The 15,759-nt window shown below is 47.1% G+C and carries 16 protein-coding genes; 11 read left to right on the top strand and 5 right to left on the bottom strand.

The window, feature by feature from the left end; translation table 11 throughout:
- Positions 1-86: 86 nt before the first annotated feature.
- From rodA to AOC21_RS09855, 5 genes are read right to left on the bottom strand one after another with little or no spacing between them, the layout of a single operon-like run.
- On the bottom strand, positions 87-1,238 hold the full coding sequence (gene rodA / locus AOC21_RS09875; RefSeq protein ID WP_215391805.1) for a rod shape-determining protein RodA: 1,152 nt from the start codon (positions 1,236-1,238) through the stop codon (positions 87-89).
- Entirely contained in the window at positions 1,220-3,127 is a 1,908-nt protein-coding gene (gene mrdA / locus AOC21_RS09870) for a penicillin-binding protein 2 (protein ID WP_215391804.1), read from the bottom strand. The genes rodA and mrdA overlap by 19 nt, the downstream gene beginning before the upstream one ends.
- 8 nt (positions 3,128-3,135) lie before the next feature.
- The gene (gene mreD / locus AOC21_RS09865) at positions 3,136-3,660 is read right to left on the bottom strand and encodes a rod shape-determining protein MreD (RefSeq protein WP_215391803.1); all 525 of its coding nucleotides are present in this window, start codon (positions 3,658-3,660) and stop codon (positions 3,136-3,138) included.
- A complete protein-coding gene (mreC, locus tag AOC21_RS09860) occupies positions 3,657-4,589 on the bottom strand; it encodes a rod shape-determining protein MreC (RefSeq protein WP_215391802.1) in 933 nt (310 codons plus the stop codon). The genes mreD and mreC overlap by 4 nt, the downstream gene beginning before the upstream one ends.
- Positions 4,590-4,613: 24 nt before the next feature.
- A complete protein-coding gene (locus AOC21_RS09855) occupies positions 4,614-5,657 on the bottom strand; it encodes a rod shape-determining protein (protein ID WP_068319852.1) in 1,044 nt (347 codons plus the stop codon).
- A 59-nt stretch (positions 5,658-5,716) separates the two neighbouring features.
- Between AOC21_RS09855 and gatC the strand changes: the two genes are divergently transcribed.
- The 11 genes from gatC to metW all read left to right on the top strand — a co-directional run bounded on the left by gatC (position 5,717) and on the right by metW (position 15,749).
- Positions 5,717-6,010 (top strand): Asp-tRNA(Asn)/Glu-tRNA(Gln) amidotransferase subunit GatC, encoded by a 294-nt coding sequence (gene gatC / locus AOC21_RS09850; RefSeq protein WP_215391801.1) that lies wholly within the window; start codon positions 5,717-5,719, stop codon positions 6,008-6,010.
- Positions 6,007-7,524, top strand: a complete 1,518-nt coding sequence (gatA, locus tag AOC21_RS09845) for an Asp-tRNA(Asn)/Glu-tRNA(Gln) amidotransferase subunit GatA (protein WP_215391800.1) — start codon at positions 6,007-6,009, stop codon at positions 7,522-7,524. The genes gatC and gatA overlap by 4 nt, the downstream gene beginning before the upstream one ends.
- On the top strand, positions 7,521-8,993 hold the full coding sequence (gene gatB / locus AOC21_RS09840) for an Asp-tRNA(Asn)/Glu-tRNA(Gln) amidotransferase subunit GatB (RefSeq protein WP_215391799.1): 1,473 nt from the start codon (positions 7,521-7,523) through the stop codon (positions 8,991-8,993). The genes gatA and gatB overlap by 4 nt, the downstream gene beginning before the upstream one ends.
- Before the next feature lie 49 nt (positions 8,994-9,042).
- Positions 9,043-9,717, top strand: coding sequence for a DUF484 family protein (locus tag AOC21_RS09835; RefSeq protein ID WP_215391798.1), 675 nt, complete (start codon positions 9,043-9,045; stop codon positions 9,715-9,717).
- Positions 9,698-10,699 (top strand): tyrosine recombinase XerC, encoded by a 1,002-nt coding sequence (locus tag AOC21_RS09830; protein ID WP_215391797.1) that lies wholly within the window; start codon positions 9,698-9,700, stop codon positions 10,697-10,699. Before AOC21_RS09835 ends, AOC21_RS09830 begins: the two co-directional genes overlap by 20 nt.
- 69 nt (positions 10,700-10,768) lie before the next feature.
- Complete coding sequence (locus AOC21_RS09825) at positions 10,769-11,839, top strand: GTP-binding protein (RefSeq protein WP_215391796.1); 1,071 nt, start codon at positions 10,769-10,771, stop codon at positions 11,837-11,839.
- A gap of 222 nt (positions 11,840-12,061) precedes the next feature.
- A complete protein-coding gene (gene dksA / locus AOC21_RS09820; protein ID WP_215392810.1) occupies positions 12,062-12,439 on the top strand; it encodes an RNA polymerase-binding protein DksA in 378 nt (125 codons plus the stop codon).
- A 12-nt stretch (positions 12,440-12,451) separates the two neighbouring features.
- The gene (argB, locus tag AOC21_RS09815) at positions 12,452-13,354 is read left to right on the top strand and encodes an acetylglutamate kinase (RefSeq protein ID WP_215391795.1); all 903 of its coding nucleotides are present in this window, start codon (positions 12,452-12,454) and stop codon (positions 13,352-13,354) included.
- Positions 13,355-13,372: 18 nt separating this feature from the next.
- Positions 13,373-14,023 (top strand): nucleoid occlusion factor SlmA, encoded by a 651-nt coding sequence (gene slmA, locus AOC21_RS09810; RefSeq protein ID WP_215391794.1) that lies wholly within the window; start codon positions 13,373-13,375, stop codon positions 14,021-14,023.
- Entirely contained in the window at positions 14,020-15,159 is a 1,140-nt protein-coding gene (locus tag AOC21_RS09805) for a homoserine O-acetyltransferase (protein WP_215391793.1), read from the top strand. Before slmA ends, AOC21_RS09805 begins: the two co-directional genes overlap by 4 nt.
- Positions 15,156-15,749, top strand: coding sequence for a methionine biosynthesis protein MetW (gene metW, locus AOC21_RS09800; RefSeq protein WP_215391792.1), 594 nt, complete (start codon positions 15,156-15,158; stop codon positions 15,747-15,749). Before AOC21_RS09805 ends, metW begins: the two co-directional genes overlap by 4 nt.
- Positions 15,750-15,759: the final 10 nt, after the last annotated feature.

Genomic DNA, 15,759 nt, shown 5'->3' with positions numbered 1-15,759 from the left:
TCCTTTGTTGATAAAAAAGCCCGGCATGCCGGGCTTTTTTATTTCCTCAAGAATCTAAACAAACAAAAACACAGCACCTCTTTGCGTTAGCTTTGCACTAATCGACGATGACGATGAATACTCATGAGTATTCCAGCCCCAAAGCCTAAAGTTACAAGCGCAGTGCCACCGTAGCTAATGAATGGCAGTGGGACACCAACAACTGGTAATAGGCCGCTCACCATGCCGATGTTCACAAATGCATAGGTAAAGAAAATTAAGGTGACCGCTGCGCCGAGTAATCGTGTGAATAAGTTTGGAGCACTTGCGGAGATAGTAAGACCCCGCTTAATCAATGCAAAGAAAAGTGCTAGCAATACCAGGTTACCCAATAAGCCAAACTCTTCCGAAAAAACAGCAAACACAAAGTCGGTATGTTTTTCTGGAATGAATTCCAGGTGCGCTTGAGTTCCTTGGAACCAGCCTTTGCCAAAGAAGCCACCTGAACCAATTGCAATCATCGATTGAATCGTGTGAAAACCTTTTCCTAATGGATCGCTAGTGGGATCAAGCAAAGTGCAGATGCGATGCTTTTGATAGTCGTGAACAAATGGCCAAACCACATCATGTGCACAAATAGTGCCGCCGAAAATAATGATTAACAAAATACCAATAACGCCTAGCCCTACAAATGGCAGGATCCATTTCCAGGGTAGCCCCGCCAAAATAATGACATACATCCCTGCGGCAAAAACAAGTAACGCAGTACCCAAGTCTGGTTGGCGGGCAATTAAGAACACGGGAATTGCTAAGATGATTGCGGCAACTCCATAGTCCCAAGATTTTTGAATGCCCTCACGCTTTTGAAAGTACCAGGCGAGCATGAGTGGCATTGCAATCTTCATGATCTCAGATGGCTGAATCACAATACCAATATTGAGCCAACGACGCGCACCTTTTTTAATTAATCCAAATGCAGCCACTGCAATCAAAAGGGCAACACCAAATCCATAAATCCAAACTGCACCCATCTCCAACCACTTTGGTGGAATGCGTGAGACAAGCCACATCACCACAAATGAGAGCGCAAGATTGCGTAACTCATCTGCAATTTGTACAGGTGTATTTTGACTGGCAGATAAAAAAGTAAAAAAGCCAACAGCCGCTAAGCCAAGCAAAATAAGGCCTAGCTGGCGGTCTAAGCCAGCAAAGATACCAAAGAAAAATCCTTTAACTTTTATTAAGGGGCTCTTTTCCATTCAGGAATCTCCTTAGGCCACTTGCCTTCTATGTAGAAGTCCAATGCTTTGCGTGCAATTGGAGCAGCATATTGCGCACCGAAGCCTGCATTCTCTACAACCATTGCAATCACAATAGTTGGCTTCTCCGCTGGTGCAAAAGCAATGTACAAGGCATGGTCGCGTAAAAACTCTGCGGTTGAGCCATGCTTATATTCTTTTGAGTTCAAACTAAAGACTTGGGCAGTTCCGGTCTTGCCGCCAACTTGGTAACCAGTTCCTTTAAACGCCGCCGCTGAAGTGCCTGAAATATTTACTTCAAGCATGGCTTTCTTAATCACTTCAATATTCTCAGCATTGAGATCAATGCGATAACTTTCTTTTGGAGTCGTAAGAACTCTATTACGTGTAAATGGATCTTCAATGGCTTTTACTAAATGCGGCTTCATGACGATGCCATTGTTGGCAACGTTAGCCATGGCATGTGCCAATTGCAAAATAGTGAAGGCGTTATAGCCCTGTCCAATGCCCAAGGAAATCGTTTCACCTTCGTACCATTTTTGTTGCTCTGGTTTTTTGAAAGTATTTTTCTTCCACTCGGTAGATGGCAGAACACCTCTTGCCTCACCTTGCAAATCAATTCCAGTAATTTGGCCAAAACCCAATGGCTTCATAAAGTCATGCATCATATTTACACCCATATCGCGCGCAAGCATGTAGTAGTAGGTGTCACAAGACTCAACAATCGACTTTTGCATATCGACAATACCGTGACCACCTTTTTTATCATCGCGGAAGGTGTGATTACCAAAATCAAAGTAACCAGGATCGGAAATGGATTGCGATGGGGTGCGCTTTTTATTTTCTAAAGCAGCTAGCGCCATGAATGGTTTGTAAGTTGATCCAGGTGGGTAGATGCCTTTGAGTGGGCGGTTATATAGTGGCTTCTGCGGAGAGTCATTGAGCTCTTTCCAGGTAACCGAATCAATACCTTCAACAAAGTCGTTTGGATTGAAGTTAGGCTTAGAGACAAACGCCAATACATCGCCCGTCTCCGGTTCAATCGCTACAAACGCACCGCGAAAATTGCCATACAGTTGCTCTACTAAATATTGCAACTTGATATCCACCGAGAGAACCACATTCTTGCCCGGCACCGATGGTGCACTAGAAAGTGTTCGCACTGGTTTGCCGCCCGCAGTAATTTCTACTTGATCGTATCCAGGCACACCGCGCAAAACAGTTTCATAACTTTGCTCTAAACCAATCTTTCCTACATACTGAATACCGGGCAAGAAGGAGGCTTGTAATGCATCGGGGTCATCTGCTTTAGCGCCCTCAATTTCAGCCTGCATGCGCTCTTTGTCGCGCTGAGAAACGCGCCCAATATAGCCAATTAGGTGGGAGGCTAATTCGTTGTACGGGTACTCCCGAAAGCTTCTGGCACGGATTTCGACCCCAGGAAAACGGTAGCGATTGGCCATAAAACGGGCTGTTTCGGTCTCATTGAGCATGGATCGCAGGGGAAAAGTGCCCATATTCCGGGAATCTTCTAAGGATCGCTTGAAATTACGGCGATCTCTAGGGGAGATTGCAATGATTTCAGAAAGATCATTGATTAGCTGATCAACATTGCCTTTAACTTCTTCCGCATTTACATCCAGGGTGAGAGCTGAGTAATTTCTACCAATGACGATGCCATTGCGATCAATTAAAAGACCACGATTTGCTGGTGCGGGAACTAAGGCGATGCGATTACTCTCTGCAAGCAAGGCATATTTGCCATGACTAACCAGTTGCAACCATACCAGTCGAGTAATGAGTAGTAAAAAGCAAAACGTGACAAAGAGAGTCGCAATATGAATGCGCTCTTGGAATGAGTCGAGATCCGGTTTTTTAAATGAAACCATCTTGCTTCTTAGAGCGGTCGATTGTGATCAACGTCTATAGGGCGACGCTGCGGCGCAAGCAAGATGCGCGTGGCCAACGGCCAGAGCATGGCCTCAATCAGTGCTTGAATGGCGCCTGTTAAGGCCCACCAATAGAGTTCGCCACTCAGAAGCCAATGGGCCAGTACGGGGAATAGCGATACCAATAAGAAAATAGGAAGTAGATGTAATGCCTGTGAGAGAACCGTGAGAGCCACAATGCGTCTATGCCAGGAGATGGCGACGTATGCAACGAGCGAATAGCTAAATGCATGCAAGCCCAGCAAATCTGAATTGTGTACATCCATCATCAAACCAAGAATGAAGGCGGTGATCACGCTCACATAGCGATGCTGATGAATGTTCCAAAACACAATGCACAGAATTAACCAATCGGGCACCCAGCCATAATTACCAATGGGCAATAGGTTTAATAGCAGCGCACAAAACAAACTGAAATAAATGAAGACCGGATTTACCGGGCGCAGGATGTAGCCGCTCTGGAAATCGATCATTGCATTCCTCGCGCACGAGTTTGGCGTCTGCCTGGCGTGTTTGTTAAGGGCGCCCCAGTGGCGGACTTGTTACTCACTGGCGCCTTGGCATCAAACTGCGGGTCATATAAAAGCGCAAGCGCTTGACGATAGCGATTGACTGCTGCAACCGGTACGCAAAATACATTGGAAGAATTTTTATCGGCATTACGCTCAATTTTGCTAATGACGGCTACCGCAAACCCTGGGGGATAAACACCATCAATTCCGGAGGTTAGCAAGATATCGCCGACCTCCAAATCGCTAGCTACCGGTAAATAGCGCAGCTCTAGGGGGTTGCCGCGCCCTGCGCCAAATACGGCAGCACGAAGTCCATTGCGTGCAACTTGGACCGGAACCGCAAAATCGCGATCCTCCAGCAGGGAAACCTCGGCAGAACGTTCATATAGACGAACGACTTGGCCCAAGATGCCAGAATCATTGGCAATTGGGTTCCCAAGCTTCAAGCCATCATTGCTGCCGCGATTAATCACAATGCGCTGTGAAATTGGATTTGGCGGATTAAACAAAATTTCTACTGGCAATGTTTTGAATGGCACCTGTTTTTGCAAAGTCATGAGCTCGCGCAGGTTTTGGTTTTCCACCATCAAAAATTCGGATTGATTTGCCAACAATGAAAGCTCTGCTTGACGCACTTTCATGACTTGGTTTTCTTGGTCAAGCGTAGATCTTGTGGTGAAGTATTCAGATGTTGCTTCGAGTGCATTGCGCGGCGCCATCATGACGTATTCGAGGGGACGCAAAATCCAATTCACATTATTGCGAATGGGATCGAGTGCTTTAAAACGAAAATCGATCAGCATCAGAGCGATGCTGATCGACAGACAGACAATCAGTTTGAGTAAGGCCGGAATGCCCTGTCTGAAAAGTGGTGGAGCGCTATGTTGCAATTCCCTGGTCGACGTGTATGTCGCTTACTCGTGCGAGAACACTCCGCCTAACTTATCCATGCGCTCAAGTGCGATACCGCAACCACGAGCCACGCAGGTTAATGGATCTTCTGCAACATGAATCGGCAAACCAGTTTCTTCCAACAAGAGGCGATCGAGGTCGCGCAATAAGGCGCCGCCGCCTGTAAGCATCATGCCGCGCTCAGCAATGTCGGATGCCAACTCAGGTGGAATCTGCTCGAGAGCCGCTTTAACTGCAGTCACGATTTGATTCAATGGATCAGTTAATGCTTCAAGGATTTCATTGCTAGTAACTGTGAAGCTACGTGGAATACCTTCAGAAAGATTGCGACCTTTAACTTCCATCTCGCGCACTTCGGCGCCAGGGAAAGCAGAGCCAATTGTTTTCTTGATCAACTCAGCAGTTTGCTCACCAATCAACATGCCGTAGTTACGACGAATGTAATTGGTAATGGCTTCATCAAACTTATCGCCACCAACACGAACAGAGCCTTTGTAAACCATGCCGCCTAATGACATCACGCCAACTTCAGTTGTGCCACCGCCGATGTCAACAACCATTGAACCTGCTGCTTCAGAAACTGGCAAGCCAGAACCAATTGCAGCTGCCATTGGTTCTTCAATCAAAAATACTTGCGATGCACCAGCGCCTAATGCAGATTCGCGAATCGCGCGACGCTCAACTTGGGTAGATCCACAAGGAACACAAATGATGATGCGTGGGCTTGGCTTTAATAATTTGCTTTCGTGCACAAGCTTGATAAATTGCTTGAGCATTTGTTCGGTAATCGTGAAGTCGGCAATAACGCCGTCTTTCATTGGGCGAATCGCCTCAATATTCCCCGGAACGCGCCCTAACATCGCTTTTGCCTCTTTGCCGACAGCCAAAATGGTCTTTTTGCCGTTTGGACCACCTTCTTGGCGAATTGCCACAACAGAAGGTTCATCAAGGACAATACCCCGCTCACGCATATAAATTAAGGTGTTGGCGGTTCCTAGGTCGATGGCTAGGTCATTAGAAAAGTAGCTGCGGAAAAAACCAAACATGATGTAGTGGGAAAATAGAAAGTGTTAATGAAAATATATAGGAATGATACTCTCGTCCCATGAAACTTGATGATGTCCAGCGCATTGCGCACCTATCCAGGCTTGAATTAAATCAGGCAGAAGCAGAGGCAGTTTTGCCTCAATTGCAGGCCATTTTTTCCTTGGTTGAGGAAATGCAGGCAGTTGATACAACCGGTCTTGAACCTTTGGCTCACCCAATCCTCTTTTTGCGTGATTTGGCCCAACCTATGCGAGTTGACCAAGTCACCGAGTCAGATCATCGTGCCGAAAACATGCAATCTGCCCCTGCTCAGCATGAGGGCTACTTCTTGGTGCCAAAGGTGATCGAATGAGCTGGCACAACACCCCTATTGCCTTAATGGCAAAAGCGCTTGCTGCAAAAGAGGTCTCCAGTACCGAATTAACCCAGTACTTTTTGGACCGGATTGAAGCTGGAAAACAGTGGAATGCCTATCTTGATGTGAATGCTCACTTAAGCTTAGAGCAAGCAAATAAAGCAGATAAGCTTATTTCTTCGGGCAAAGCCAGTAAGTTAACTGGTATCCCTGTTGCGCATAAGGATGTCTTTGTAACGCGTGGCTGGAAGTCGACTGCGGCCTCCAAAATCTTGGAGGGATACCAAAGTCCTTTCGACGCTACGGTAGTTGCTAATCTGGGGATCCCAGATGAAAACAATCCCCATGGTGCTGGCATGGTTTGCTTGGGCAAAACCAATATGGACGAGTTCGCCATGGGCTCATCCAATGAAAACTCCGCCTTTGGACCAGTCTTAAATCCCTGGAATTCTGCTCACGTAGCCGGCGGATCCTCCGGTGGTTCTGCTGCAGCTGTTGCTGCTGGCTTAGCCCCGATCGCCACTGGCACTGATACTGGTGGCTCGATTCGTCAACCAGCGGCATTCTGTGGTCTCACTGGAATTAAGCCTAGTTATGGGCGCGTATCTCGTTACGGCATGATTGCCTACGCCTCTTCACTTGATCAGGCTGGCCCGATGGGTAAGACTGCCGAAGACTGTGCTTTGCTGCTGACTGCAATGTCTTCGCATGATCCACGTGACTCCACCTCTTTGGCTGACTCAGGAGAGGACTATGGTCGCTATCTCAACCAGAGCTGGAAAGAAGGCAATGCAAATTCTGCGAAACCATTAGAGGGTTTACGTGTCGGTTTGCCAAAAGAATTTTTTGCTGAGGGATTAGCAAGTGATGTTGCTAAATCCGTTAACGAGGCAGCCAAGCAGTTAGAAAGCTTGGGCGCGACATTAGTTGAAGTGAGTCTGCCAAAAACCAAGTTATCTATCCCGGTGTATTACGTTTTAGCACCAGCAGAAGCATCAAGTAACCTGAGTCGCTTTGATGGTGTGCGTTATGGATATCGCGCGAACGAATATCGTGACCTTAATGATATGTATGCAAAGTCACGTACTGAAGGTTTTGGTGCAGAGGTGAAGCGCCGCATCATGATTGGCACTTATGTTCTTTGCCATGGTTACTATGATGCGTACTATCTGCAAGCGCAAAAAATTCGCCGGATTATTGCGGCTGATTTTCAAGCGGCTTTCAATCAGTGTAATGTCATCCTCGGGCCCGTAGCCCCTGATGTGGCTTGGCGTTTGGGTGAGAAGTCAAAAGATCCCGTGCAAATGTACTTAGAAGATATTTACACGCTCTCAACAAACCTAGCAGGATTGCCAGCGATGAGCGTTCCTTGTGGATTTAATGGAAATAACTTACCTATTGGTATGCAATTGATTGGTAATTATTTTTCTGAAGCGCGTTTGTTGCAAGTGGCTCACCAATATCAGCAGGCCAGTGATTGGCATTTGCGTCCAGCAAGCGAGGTGGCATGATGCAATGGGAAGTCGTTATTGGTCTAGAGACCCACGCACAACTACAAACGCAGTCCAAAATTTTTAGTGGTGCAAGTACGCGCTTTGGTGCTGAGCCCAATACACAAGCATGCGCAGTGGATCTGGCATTACCTGGTGTATTGCCAGTACTGAATCGTCAAGCCGTTGAGCATGCCATTCGTTTTGGTTTGGCAGTGAATGCCAAGATTTCTCCAGCGAGCATCTTTGCGCGCAAAAACTATTTCTATCCCGATCTACCTAAGGGTTATCAAATTAGCCAGATGGAAATACCGGTTGTTGTTGGTGGGCATCTCGAAATCTTGGTGGGCGAAGAAGTGAAAGTGGTTGAACTCACTCGTGCCCATATGGAAGAAGACGCTGGCAAGTCTGTGCATGAAGAGGGCTTCACAGGCCCCCATGGCGAACCCTCTAGTGGCATTGACTTAAATCGCGCCGGTACGCCACTCCTCGAGATCGTGACCGAACCGGTCATGCGTAGTGCTGCTGAGGCAGTCGCCTACGCTAAAGCCTTGCATGGCCTGGTCGTTTGGCTCGGTGTTTGTGACGGCAATATGCAAGAAGGCTCTTTCCGCTGCGATGCCAACGTTTCAGTGCGCCCTAAAGGTCAGGCTGAGTTTGGTACCCGCTGCGAAATCAAGAACTTGAACTCCTTCCGCTTTTTGGAAGAAGCCATTCAATATGAAGTCCGTCGTCAAATTGAGTTAATCGAAGACGGTGGCACTGTTGTTCAAGAAACCCGTTTGTACGATCCCGATCGCGGCGAAACGCGTAGCATGCGTAGCAAAGAAGATGCGAATGACTACCGCTACTTCCCCGATCCTGACTTACTTCCTGTTGTGATTGATGATGCGTGGATTGCAGATGTTCACAGCAAGATGCCTGCATTGCCTGCGCAATTACGTGAGCAGTGGCAAAGTGAATTTGGATTAAGCGCCTACGATGCGCAGCTTCTCACGCAAGATCGTGACACCGCAAAAGTATTTGAAGAGCTGTTGGTAATTGTCGGTAAGCCATTAGCAAAAGCGGCTGCCAATTTAATTGCTGGCGAGTTCGCCTCATCCTTAAAACGTGCAGGTATTGCAACAGCAGATGCACCATTAAAGGCAGAGCATTTGGCGCCATTGTTGACGCGTGTAGCTGACGGCACAATTTCTAACAAGATTGCTAAAGACATCTTTGCCATTCTTTGGGAAGAAGCCATTGCAGGTAAAGCCATCAGCACGGTTGATCAGGTGATTGACGCCAAAGGCTTGAAACAGATTAGTGATAGCGGCGCCATTGAAGCCATCATCGATCAAGTATTAGCTGCCAACCAGAAGTCTGTTGAAGAGTTCCGCTCTGGCAAAGAGAAAGCGTTTAATGCATTGGTAGGGCGGATCATGAAAGCCTCCCAAGGTAAGGCTAACCCAGGTCAGGTAAATGAGCTTTTACGCAAGAAGCTTGGCTAACTAAGTCTATAAAACAAGTAAATAAAAAAGTAATTAGAGAAAGAAATTCATGAGCGCAATCGATCCAAAGCAAGCCGAGCAAGAAGAATTAGTTGCTGAGTGGTTGCGTGCAACCCCAGGGTTTTTTGAGCGTTACGCCGATCTATTTAATGAGATTCGGATCAAGCACCCACATGAAGATCGCGCAATCTCATTGCAAGAGCGTCAGATGACGGTATTGCGTACACAAAATCAAGAACTCAATCGTCGCTTAAGTGAGATGCTGCACTTTGGTAGTCGCAACGACAAAACCCAACAAAGTTTGGTTGCCTGGTTATTGCGCCTGATGAAGGCGAACAATAAGGCTGATGTTGAGGCTGCCATTACTTCGGGTTTAGCTGAGGTCTTTGAGGTCGAGTCTGCACAATTGTTGTCGCCTAATTCAGCATTTGGTCCTTGGATCGATACCCCTTTGTGTGGTTCGGCAAAAGAGTTGGCCGCTGCTAGCGTAGACCTCTTAGCAAGCCAAACCACCATTGATCCTGAATGGCAAAGCATGGTGGCTATTGGTTTGCCGCTTGGCAAAAGTGTTGGCGCTACTCAATCACCAGCGGTGTTATTGCTAGCAAGTAAAGATGAGTCACGCTTTACAGCGGATATGGGTGCTTTCTATTTGCGTCAGATTGCTGAACTAACAGCTGCAGCTTTGGATCGTATCCAGGCTTATGAAATTAAAGGCGACTGATCTCCACCCCCTCATGCAAGAGTATTTGCATGAGCTTCATGTATTGCGTCAACTCTCGCCGCATACGCTCAAAGCGTACGGCATGGATCTGAGTGATCTCCAAAATTTTGCGCTTGAAGACTCTGTTGAATTATTAAAAGTTAGCAATGGCCATGTGCGCCGTTGGGCGGGACGCTTGCATTCCAAAGGTAAATCCTCGAGAAGTATTGCAAGAGCGTTGTCAGCATGGCGTGGTTGGTATGACTGGCTTACAGAAAAAGATGCCAGGCGTGATGCACGCGCAGGCAAGGTCACTAGTAACCTTGCCGCTAATCCAGTGGATGATGTGAAGGCGCCTAAGCGTTTAAAGTCTTTGCCTAAGGCGTTATCAGTTGAGCAGGCACTCGCCTTAGTGAATCAAGCAGTTAAAGAGGCTGAAGAAAAAAAGGATTTGGAATCAATTCGTGATGCAGCGATTATTGATTTGCTCTACTCCTCGGGTTTACGTCTATCTGAACTCTTGGGCATTGATGTGATGCAAAGTAAGGACCGTCAGCATGAATCTGCTGGCTGGTTAGATTGGGATGCGGCGGAAGTGACTGTTTTAGGTAAGGGCGGTAAACGACGTTCAGTACCTGTTGGTATGCCCGCAATGAAATCACTTACTGCATGGCGACAGTTGCGGGATGCTGGAAGTTACTCAGAAGAATCGATTGCCTTATTTTTGTCAGCCACCGGCAAGCGCTTATCACCGCGTACGGTGCAAGCCAGATTGCGTACTTTGGCTATGCGCGCTGGCTTACCAACCCATGTGCACCCTCATATGATGCGCCACAGTTTTGCAAGTCATGTACTGCAATCCTCACAAGATTTACGTGCAGTGCAGGAGATGTTGGGGCATGCCAGCATTGCCAGTACCCAGATTTATACCTCCTTAGATTTTCAGCACCTCGCTCAGGCATACGATAAAGCGCATCCACGCGCAAAGGCTGGCAAAGACTGAGGAACTCGGTAAGATAGAAGGTTTCCCGCTTTGGGAATGGTTGGCTTATAGATTTAGATTGGAACATCCATGGCATTAATTCCGGTAACAATTTTGACGGGCTTCTTAGGGAGCGGCAAAACCACCTTGCTCAAACACATTCTGACTGAGGAACACGGTAAAAAAATTGCCGTGATCGAGAACGAGTTCGGCGAAGAAAATATTGATAACGATATCTTGGTACAAGATAACCAAGAGAATATTGTGCAAATGAGTAACGGTTGTATTTGCTGCACGATTCGTGGCGACTTGGTGGATGCGCTAAATGAGCTCTGGGAGCAGCGCAAAGATAAGAAGATTAGCTTTGATCGCGTCGTCATTGAAACGACAGGCGTTGCCAATCCAGGCCCTGTAGCGCAGACTTTCTTTATGGATGATGACGTTGCTGATCACTATGTATTGGATGCTGTGGTGACCTTGGTAGATGCTAAGCATGGTCAGCAACAACTTAATGAGCACGAAGAAGCTCAGCGCCAGGTGGGCTTTGCAGATCAGATCTTTATTACTAAGACTGATTTGGTTACTCCTGCCCAAGTAGATGCTTTGCGTAATCGTTTGATGCACATGAACCCAAGAGCGCCGATTGCAGGCATTTCTAAGGGCATAGTGCCTTTAAATGCAGTTTTGGACCTCAAAGGCTTCAATCTCAATGCCAAGCTAGATATAGACCCACATTTCTTGGAGCAGGACGACCACGATCATGCTGATTGCGGTCATGACCATAGCCATGACCACGACCATGATCACAGCACCTGCGGCCATGATCATAGTCATGACCATCATCACCATGGCCATGCAGGCCATACGGATCGCATCCAATCCTTCGTTTTTCGTAGTGATAAACCCTTTAATCACAAAAAGTTGGAAGACTTCCTTGGCGGCATTTTGGAGGTCTTTGGCGAGAAGATGCTGCGCTATAAAGGCGTACTCTATGTCAAGGGAAGTAGTCGAAAAGTGGTGTTTCAGGGGGTGCATCAGATGATGGGCAGCGATTTAGCGGGTCCATGGGGTGCAGAACCCAAGCAAACCCGTATGGTCTTCATAGGCATCGATTTGCCTAAAGACACCCTACTGGCTGGGCTTGAGGGATGTTTGGCCTAGAAAGATTCGGGTACAATCCGCCGCCACGGTCAATATTGATGAATATTAATAAAAGGGCCGTAAAAGTTTGGCAGAATGAGGCAATAATGCTTTAAACCAGGAAAGAATGAGATGACGGTAAAAACAGCAACAAAAACAGCAACTGCTGCAAAAGCCAGTAGTAAAGCTGCGAGCACGAAAGTTGCAAAAGGTGCCCCACTAACTGAAGCAGAATTACTCAAGATGTCCGATAAGGACTATATGAGTGCTGCGCAGTTAGATTTTTTCCGTCAAAAATTACTCGTTCTCAAAAATGACATTCTCAAGAATGCATCCGAGACAACAGAACATCTGCGTGAAAATATTTTGGTTCCCGATCCTGCCGATCGCGCAACCATCGAAGAAGAGCATGCATTGGAATTGCGTACGCGCGATCGTGAGCGTAAGTTGCTCAAAAAAGTAGAGCAAGCATTGGCGCGCATTGAATCTGGCGATTATGGTTGGTGTGAAGAAACAGGCGAGCCAATCGGCTTGAACCGTTTAATTGCAAGGCCTACAGCCAATTTATCTCTTGAGGCTCAAGAGCGTCGCGAACTCCGCCAAAAATTATTTGGCGAATAAATTAGGTTTGTGATGACTAAGCCTTTGCCTACTCTAAGTGATATCTCACCTTTATTAAAGGCGGAGATTCTTGCTGAAGCGCTGCCTTACATTCGCGCCTATCACGGCAAGACTATTGTGATTAAGTACGGCGGAAACGCCATGGTTGAAGAGCGCCTCAAAGAAAGTTTTGCGCGCGATGTCATTTTGTTGAAGTTAGTTGGCATGAACCCAGTGGTAGTTCATGGCGGCGGCCCTCAAATTGATGAAGCTCTCAAGAAAATTGGCAAGACTGGAACCTTTATTCAGGGAATGCGCGTTACCGATGAAGAAACCATGGAAGTGGTGGAGTGGGTTCTGGGCGGCGAAGTGCAGCAGGACATTGTGATGTTGATCAACCACTTTGGCGGCCAAGCTGTTGGCTTGACTGGCAAAGACGGTGGCTTGATTCACGCTAAGAAAATGAAGATTCCTAGCGATACTGATCCAAGTAAGATGATTGATATCGGTTTTGTTGGTGAAATCGAGGCAATTAATCCTGCTGTGGTTAAGGCCTTGCAAGACGATGCGTTTATTCCGGTGATTTCTCCGATTGGCTTTAGCGCTGAAGGCCAGGCTTACAACATTAATGCGGATTTAGTAGCCGGCAAGATGGCTGAGATTCTCCATGCAGAGAAGTTAGTCATGATGACTAATATTCCCGGCGTGATGGATAAAGACGGCAAGTTGCTAACAGATTTAACTGCGCGAGAAATTGATGGACTGTTTGCTGATGGCACCATTTCCGGTGGCATGTTGCCAAAAATTTCTTCTGCACTAGATGCTGCTAAGAGTGGCGTCAATTCAGTGCACATCATCGACGGCCGTATTGAACATTCTTTATTGTTAGAAATTCTGACCGAGCAAGCGTTCGGAACGATGATCCGTTCTAGATAAGTAGACAAGTAAATAAGCATGCGTGAATCTATAGAGCCAGCAGACATCAACGACAGCACCGCTGACGCTGGTAAAGCTCGTAAACGCCCTCGCCCAGGCGAGCGCCGATTGCAGATTTTGCAAGTGCTTGCGGAGATGTTACAAAACCCTAAGGGTGAGCGCGTTACTACTGCCGCTCTAGCCGCCAAGATCGAGGTATCAGAAGCAGCCCTGTATCGCCATTTTGCGAGTAAGGCGCAGATGTTCGAGGGCTTGATTTCTTTTATTGAGCAAACTGTTTTTGGGTTGATTAATCAAATTAATCAAAAAGAAGAGTCTGGTCTTGCTCAAGCGCGCGGCATTTTGCAAATGCTTTTATTTTTTGCTGAAAAGAATCCCGGTATGACTCGCGTTTTATTGGGCGATGCTTTGTTGCAAGAAGATGATCGCTTGCAAGAGCGTATTACTCAAGTGCTAGATCGTGTCGAAGCATCTCTGAAGCAAGCGCTGCGTATTGCTCAAACCCAAGGCGGTAACTGGGCGCAACTGGGTCAAGAAGAGGTTAGTATTCGCGCTGCCATGTTGATGAGTTTTGTTTTGGGTCGTTGGCATCGCTTTGCCCGAAGTGGATTTAAGAAGCTGCCAACAGAAGCCTCCGATGTTAGTCTGCGCCTTCTCCTGTCAGAATGAGCGAGCTACACCTCTCTAGAAACACCATTCATTTTGCCGAGCCCCTGCCTTTGCAGAGTGGTGCCATGTTGTCTGGCTACGATTTAGTCATTGAAACCTACGGCAAGCTCAATGCCGACAAAAGCAACGCTGTACTCGTTTGCCATGCGTTGAATGCATCTCACCACGTAGCTGGACCAAGCCCAGAAGACCCACAGGATATTGGTTGGTGGGACAACATGATTGGTCCTGGCAAGCCGGTAGATACAAATCACTTTTTTGTCATTGGCGTTAATAATTTGGGCTCTTGTTTTGGTTCAACAGGGCCGATGAGCATTAATCCTGCAACTGGCAAGCCCTATGGCGCCGACTTTCCTGTCGTCACTGTTGAGGATTGGGTAAACACCCAAGCTCGTTTGGCAGACAAGTTAGGTATTCGAAAGTTTGCTGCCGTAATGGGCGGCAGCCTGGGTGGTATGCAGGCTATGGCTTGGGCTATTCAGTTTCCTAAGCGCTTAGATCATTGCGTTGTAGTTGCATCTACTCCAAAGCTTAGTGCGCAAAATATTGCTTTTAATGAAGTAGCACGCAATGCTATTTTGTCGGACCCAGATTTTCATGGTGGCAACTATTATGAGCATGGTGTTGTGCCAAAGCGCGGCTTGCGTTTAGCCCGTATGGTCGGTCACATCACCTATTTATCTGATGATGACATGGCAGAAAAATTTGGGCGTGAATTACAACGCCCCAATGGCGAGTCTCATGATTACCGCTTTAGCTTTGATGTTGAGTTTGAGGTTGAAAGTTATTTGCGCCATCAAGGCGATAAGTTTTCAACTTATTTTGACGCTAACACCTACTTACTCATTACACGTGCCTTAGATTATTTCGATCCTGCACGTCGTTACGATGGTAGTCTGAATCGCGCGCTAGCAGAGGTTCAGGCAAAGTTCTTAGTTGTGAGCTTTTCAACCGATTGGCGTTTTCCGCCTAACCGTAGCCGTGAAATCGTTCAGTCATTGCTCAGTAACAAGAGCGAAGTCACCTATGCCGAGATTGATGCGCCACATGGTCACGACGCTTTCCTTTTGGATGATGAGCGTTATCACAACCTCGTGAGAGCTTACTTTAAGCAAATGCGTGAGGCTCAAGCATGAGTAATTTCACAAAGCGCGCTGACTTTGCTGCCATAGCTAATTGGATTGCACCAAACACACAAGTGTTGGATCTCGGTTGTGGTGACGGTAGTTTTCTAGAGTTTTTGCAGAAACAAAAACCGGTTCATGCCTATGGCGTTGAAATTGATGATGCGCGCGTACTCTCTTGCGTGCAAAAAGGCTTGAATACAATCCAGCAGGATCTTGAAGGCGGTCTAGCGCTTTTTGAAGACAATAGTTTTGATACGGTTGTACTTTCACAGACTTTACAAACGATTCATCAGACAGAGAAGATTTTGCGTGAAGTAGTGCGCGTAGGAAAAGAATCCATCATTTCATTTCCGAACTTTGGTCACTGGTCGCATCGCCTCGCCGTTGGCCTTGGACGCATGCCAGTATCTAAGAGCTTGCCTTACCAGTGGTACAACACGCCCAACGTACGGGTGCTGACTGTTGCAGACTTTGAGAAGTTGGCATCAAGCCTTGGGTTAAAGGTGGTCGATCAATGCATCTTGCATGAGGGTCGACAGGTAACGTTGATGCCAAATCTCTTTGGCAGCCTCGCCTTGTTCCGCATTCGTCGCGCGTAGAATAAAAATT

Origin of the sequence: Polynucleobacter sp. VK25 (genome assembly GCF_018687355.1) — a bacterium.
Classification (GTDB): Bacteria; Pseudomonadota; Gammaproteobacteria; order Burkholderiales; family Burkholderiaceae; genus Polynucleobacter.
The sequence above is the reverse complement of the archived record's forward strand: the minus strand, read 5'-3'. Positions and strand labels throughout refer to the sequence as shown.

Coding starts and splice junctions, on each gene's coding strand:
- gatB (WP_215391799.1), top strand. CDS start 7,521: ATGATGCAATGGGAAGTCGTTATTGGTCTAGAGACCCACGCACAACTA.
- AOC21_RS09825 (WP_215391796.1), top strand. CDS start 10,769: ATGGCATTAATTCCGGTAACAATTTTGACGGGCTTCTTAGGGAGCGGC.
- argB (WP_215391795.1), top strand. CDS start 12,452: ATGACTAAGCCTTTGCCTACTCTAAGTGATATCTCACCTTTATTAAAG.
- gatA (WP_215391800.1), top strand. CDS start 6,007: ATGAGCTGGCACAACACCCCTATTGCCTTAATGGCAAAAGCGCTTGCT.
- AOC21_RS09855 (WP_068319852.1), bottom strand. CDS start 5,657: ATGTTTGGTTTTTTCCGCAGCTACTTTTCTAATGACCTAGCCATCGAC.
- mrdA (WP_215391804.1), bottom strand. CDS start 3,127: ATGGTTTCATTTAAAAAACCGGATCTCGACTCATTCCAAGAGCGCATT.
- mreD (WP_215391803.1), bottom strand. CDS start 3,660: ATGATCGATTTCCAGAGCGGCTACATCCTGCGCCCGGTAAATCCGGTC.
- dksA (WP_215392810.1), top strand. CDS start 12,062: ATGTCCGATAAGGACTATATGAGTGCTGCGCAGTTAGATTTTTTCCGT.
- AOC21_RS09835 (WP_215391798.1), top strand. CDS start 9,043: ATGAGCGCAATCGATCCAAAGCAAGCCGAGCAAGAAGAATTAGTTGCT.
- gatC (WP_215391801.1), top strand. CDS start 5,717: ATGAAACTTGATGATGTCCAGCGCATTGCGCACCTATCCAGGCTTGAA.
- AOC21_RS09805 (WP_215391793.1), top strand. CDS start 14,020: ATGAGCGAGCTACACCTCTCTAGAAACACCATTCATTTTGCCGAGCCC.
- slmA (WP_215391794.1), top strand. CDS start 13,373: ATGCGTGAATCTATAGAGCCAGCAGACATCAACGACAGCACCGCTGAC.
- AOC21_RS09830 (WP_215391797.1), top strand. CDS start 9,698: ATGAAATTAAAGGCGACTGATCTCCACCCCCTCATGCAAGAGTATTTG.
- rodA (WP_215391805.1), bottom strand. CDS start 1,238: ATGGAAAAGAGCCCCTTAATAAAAGTTAAAGGATTTTTCTTTGGTATC.
- metW (WP_215391792.1), top strand. CDS start 15,156: ATGAGTAATTTCACAAAGCGCGCTGACTTTGCTGCCATAGCTAATTGG.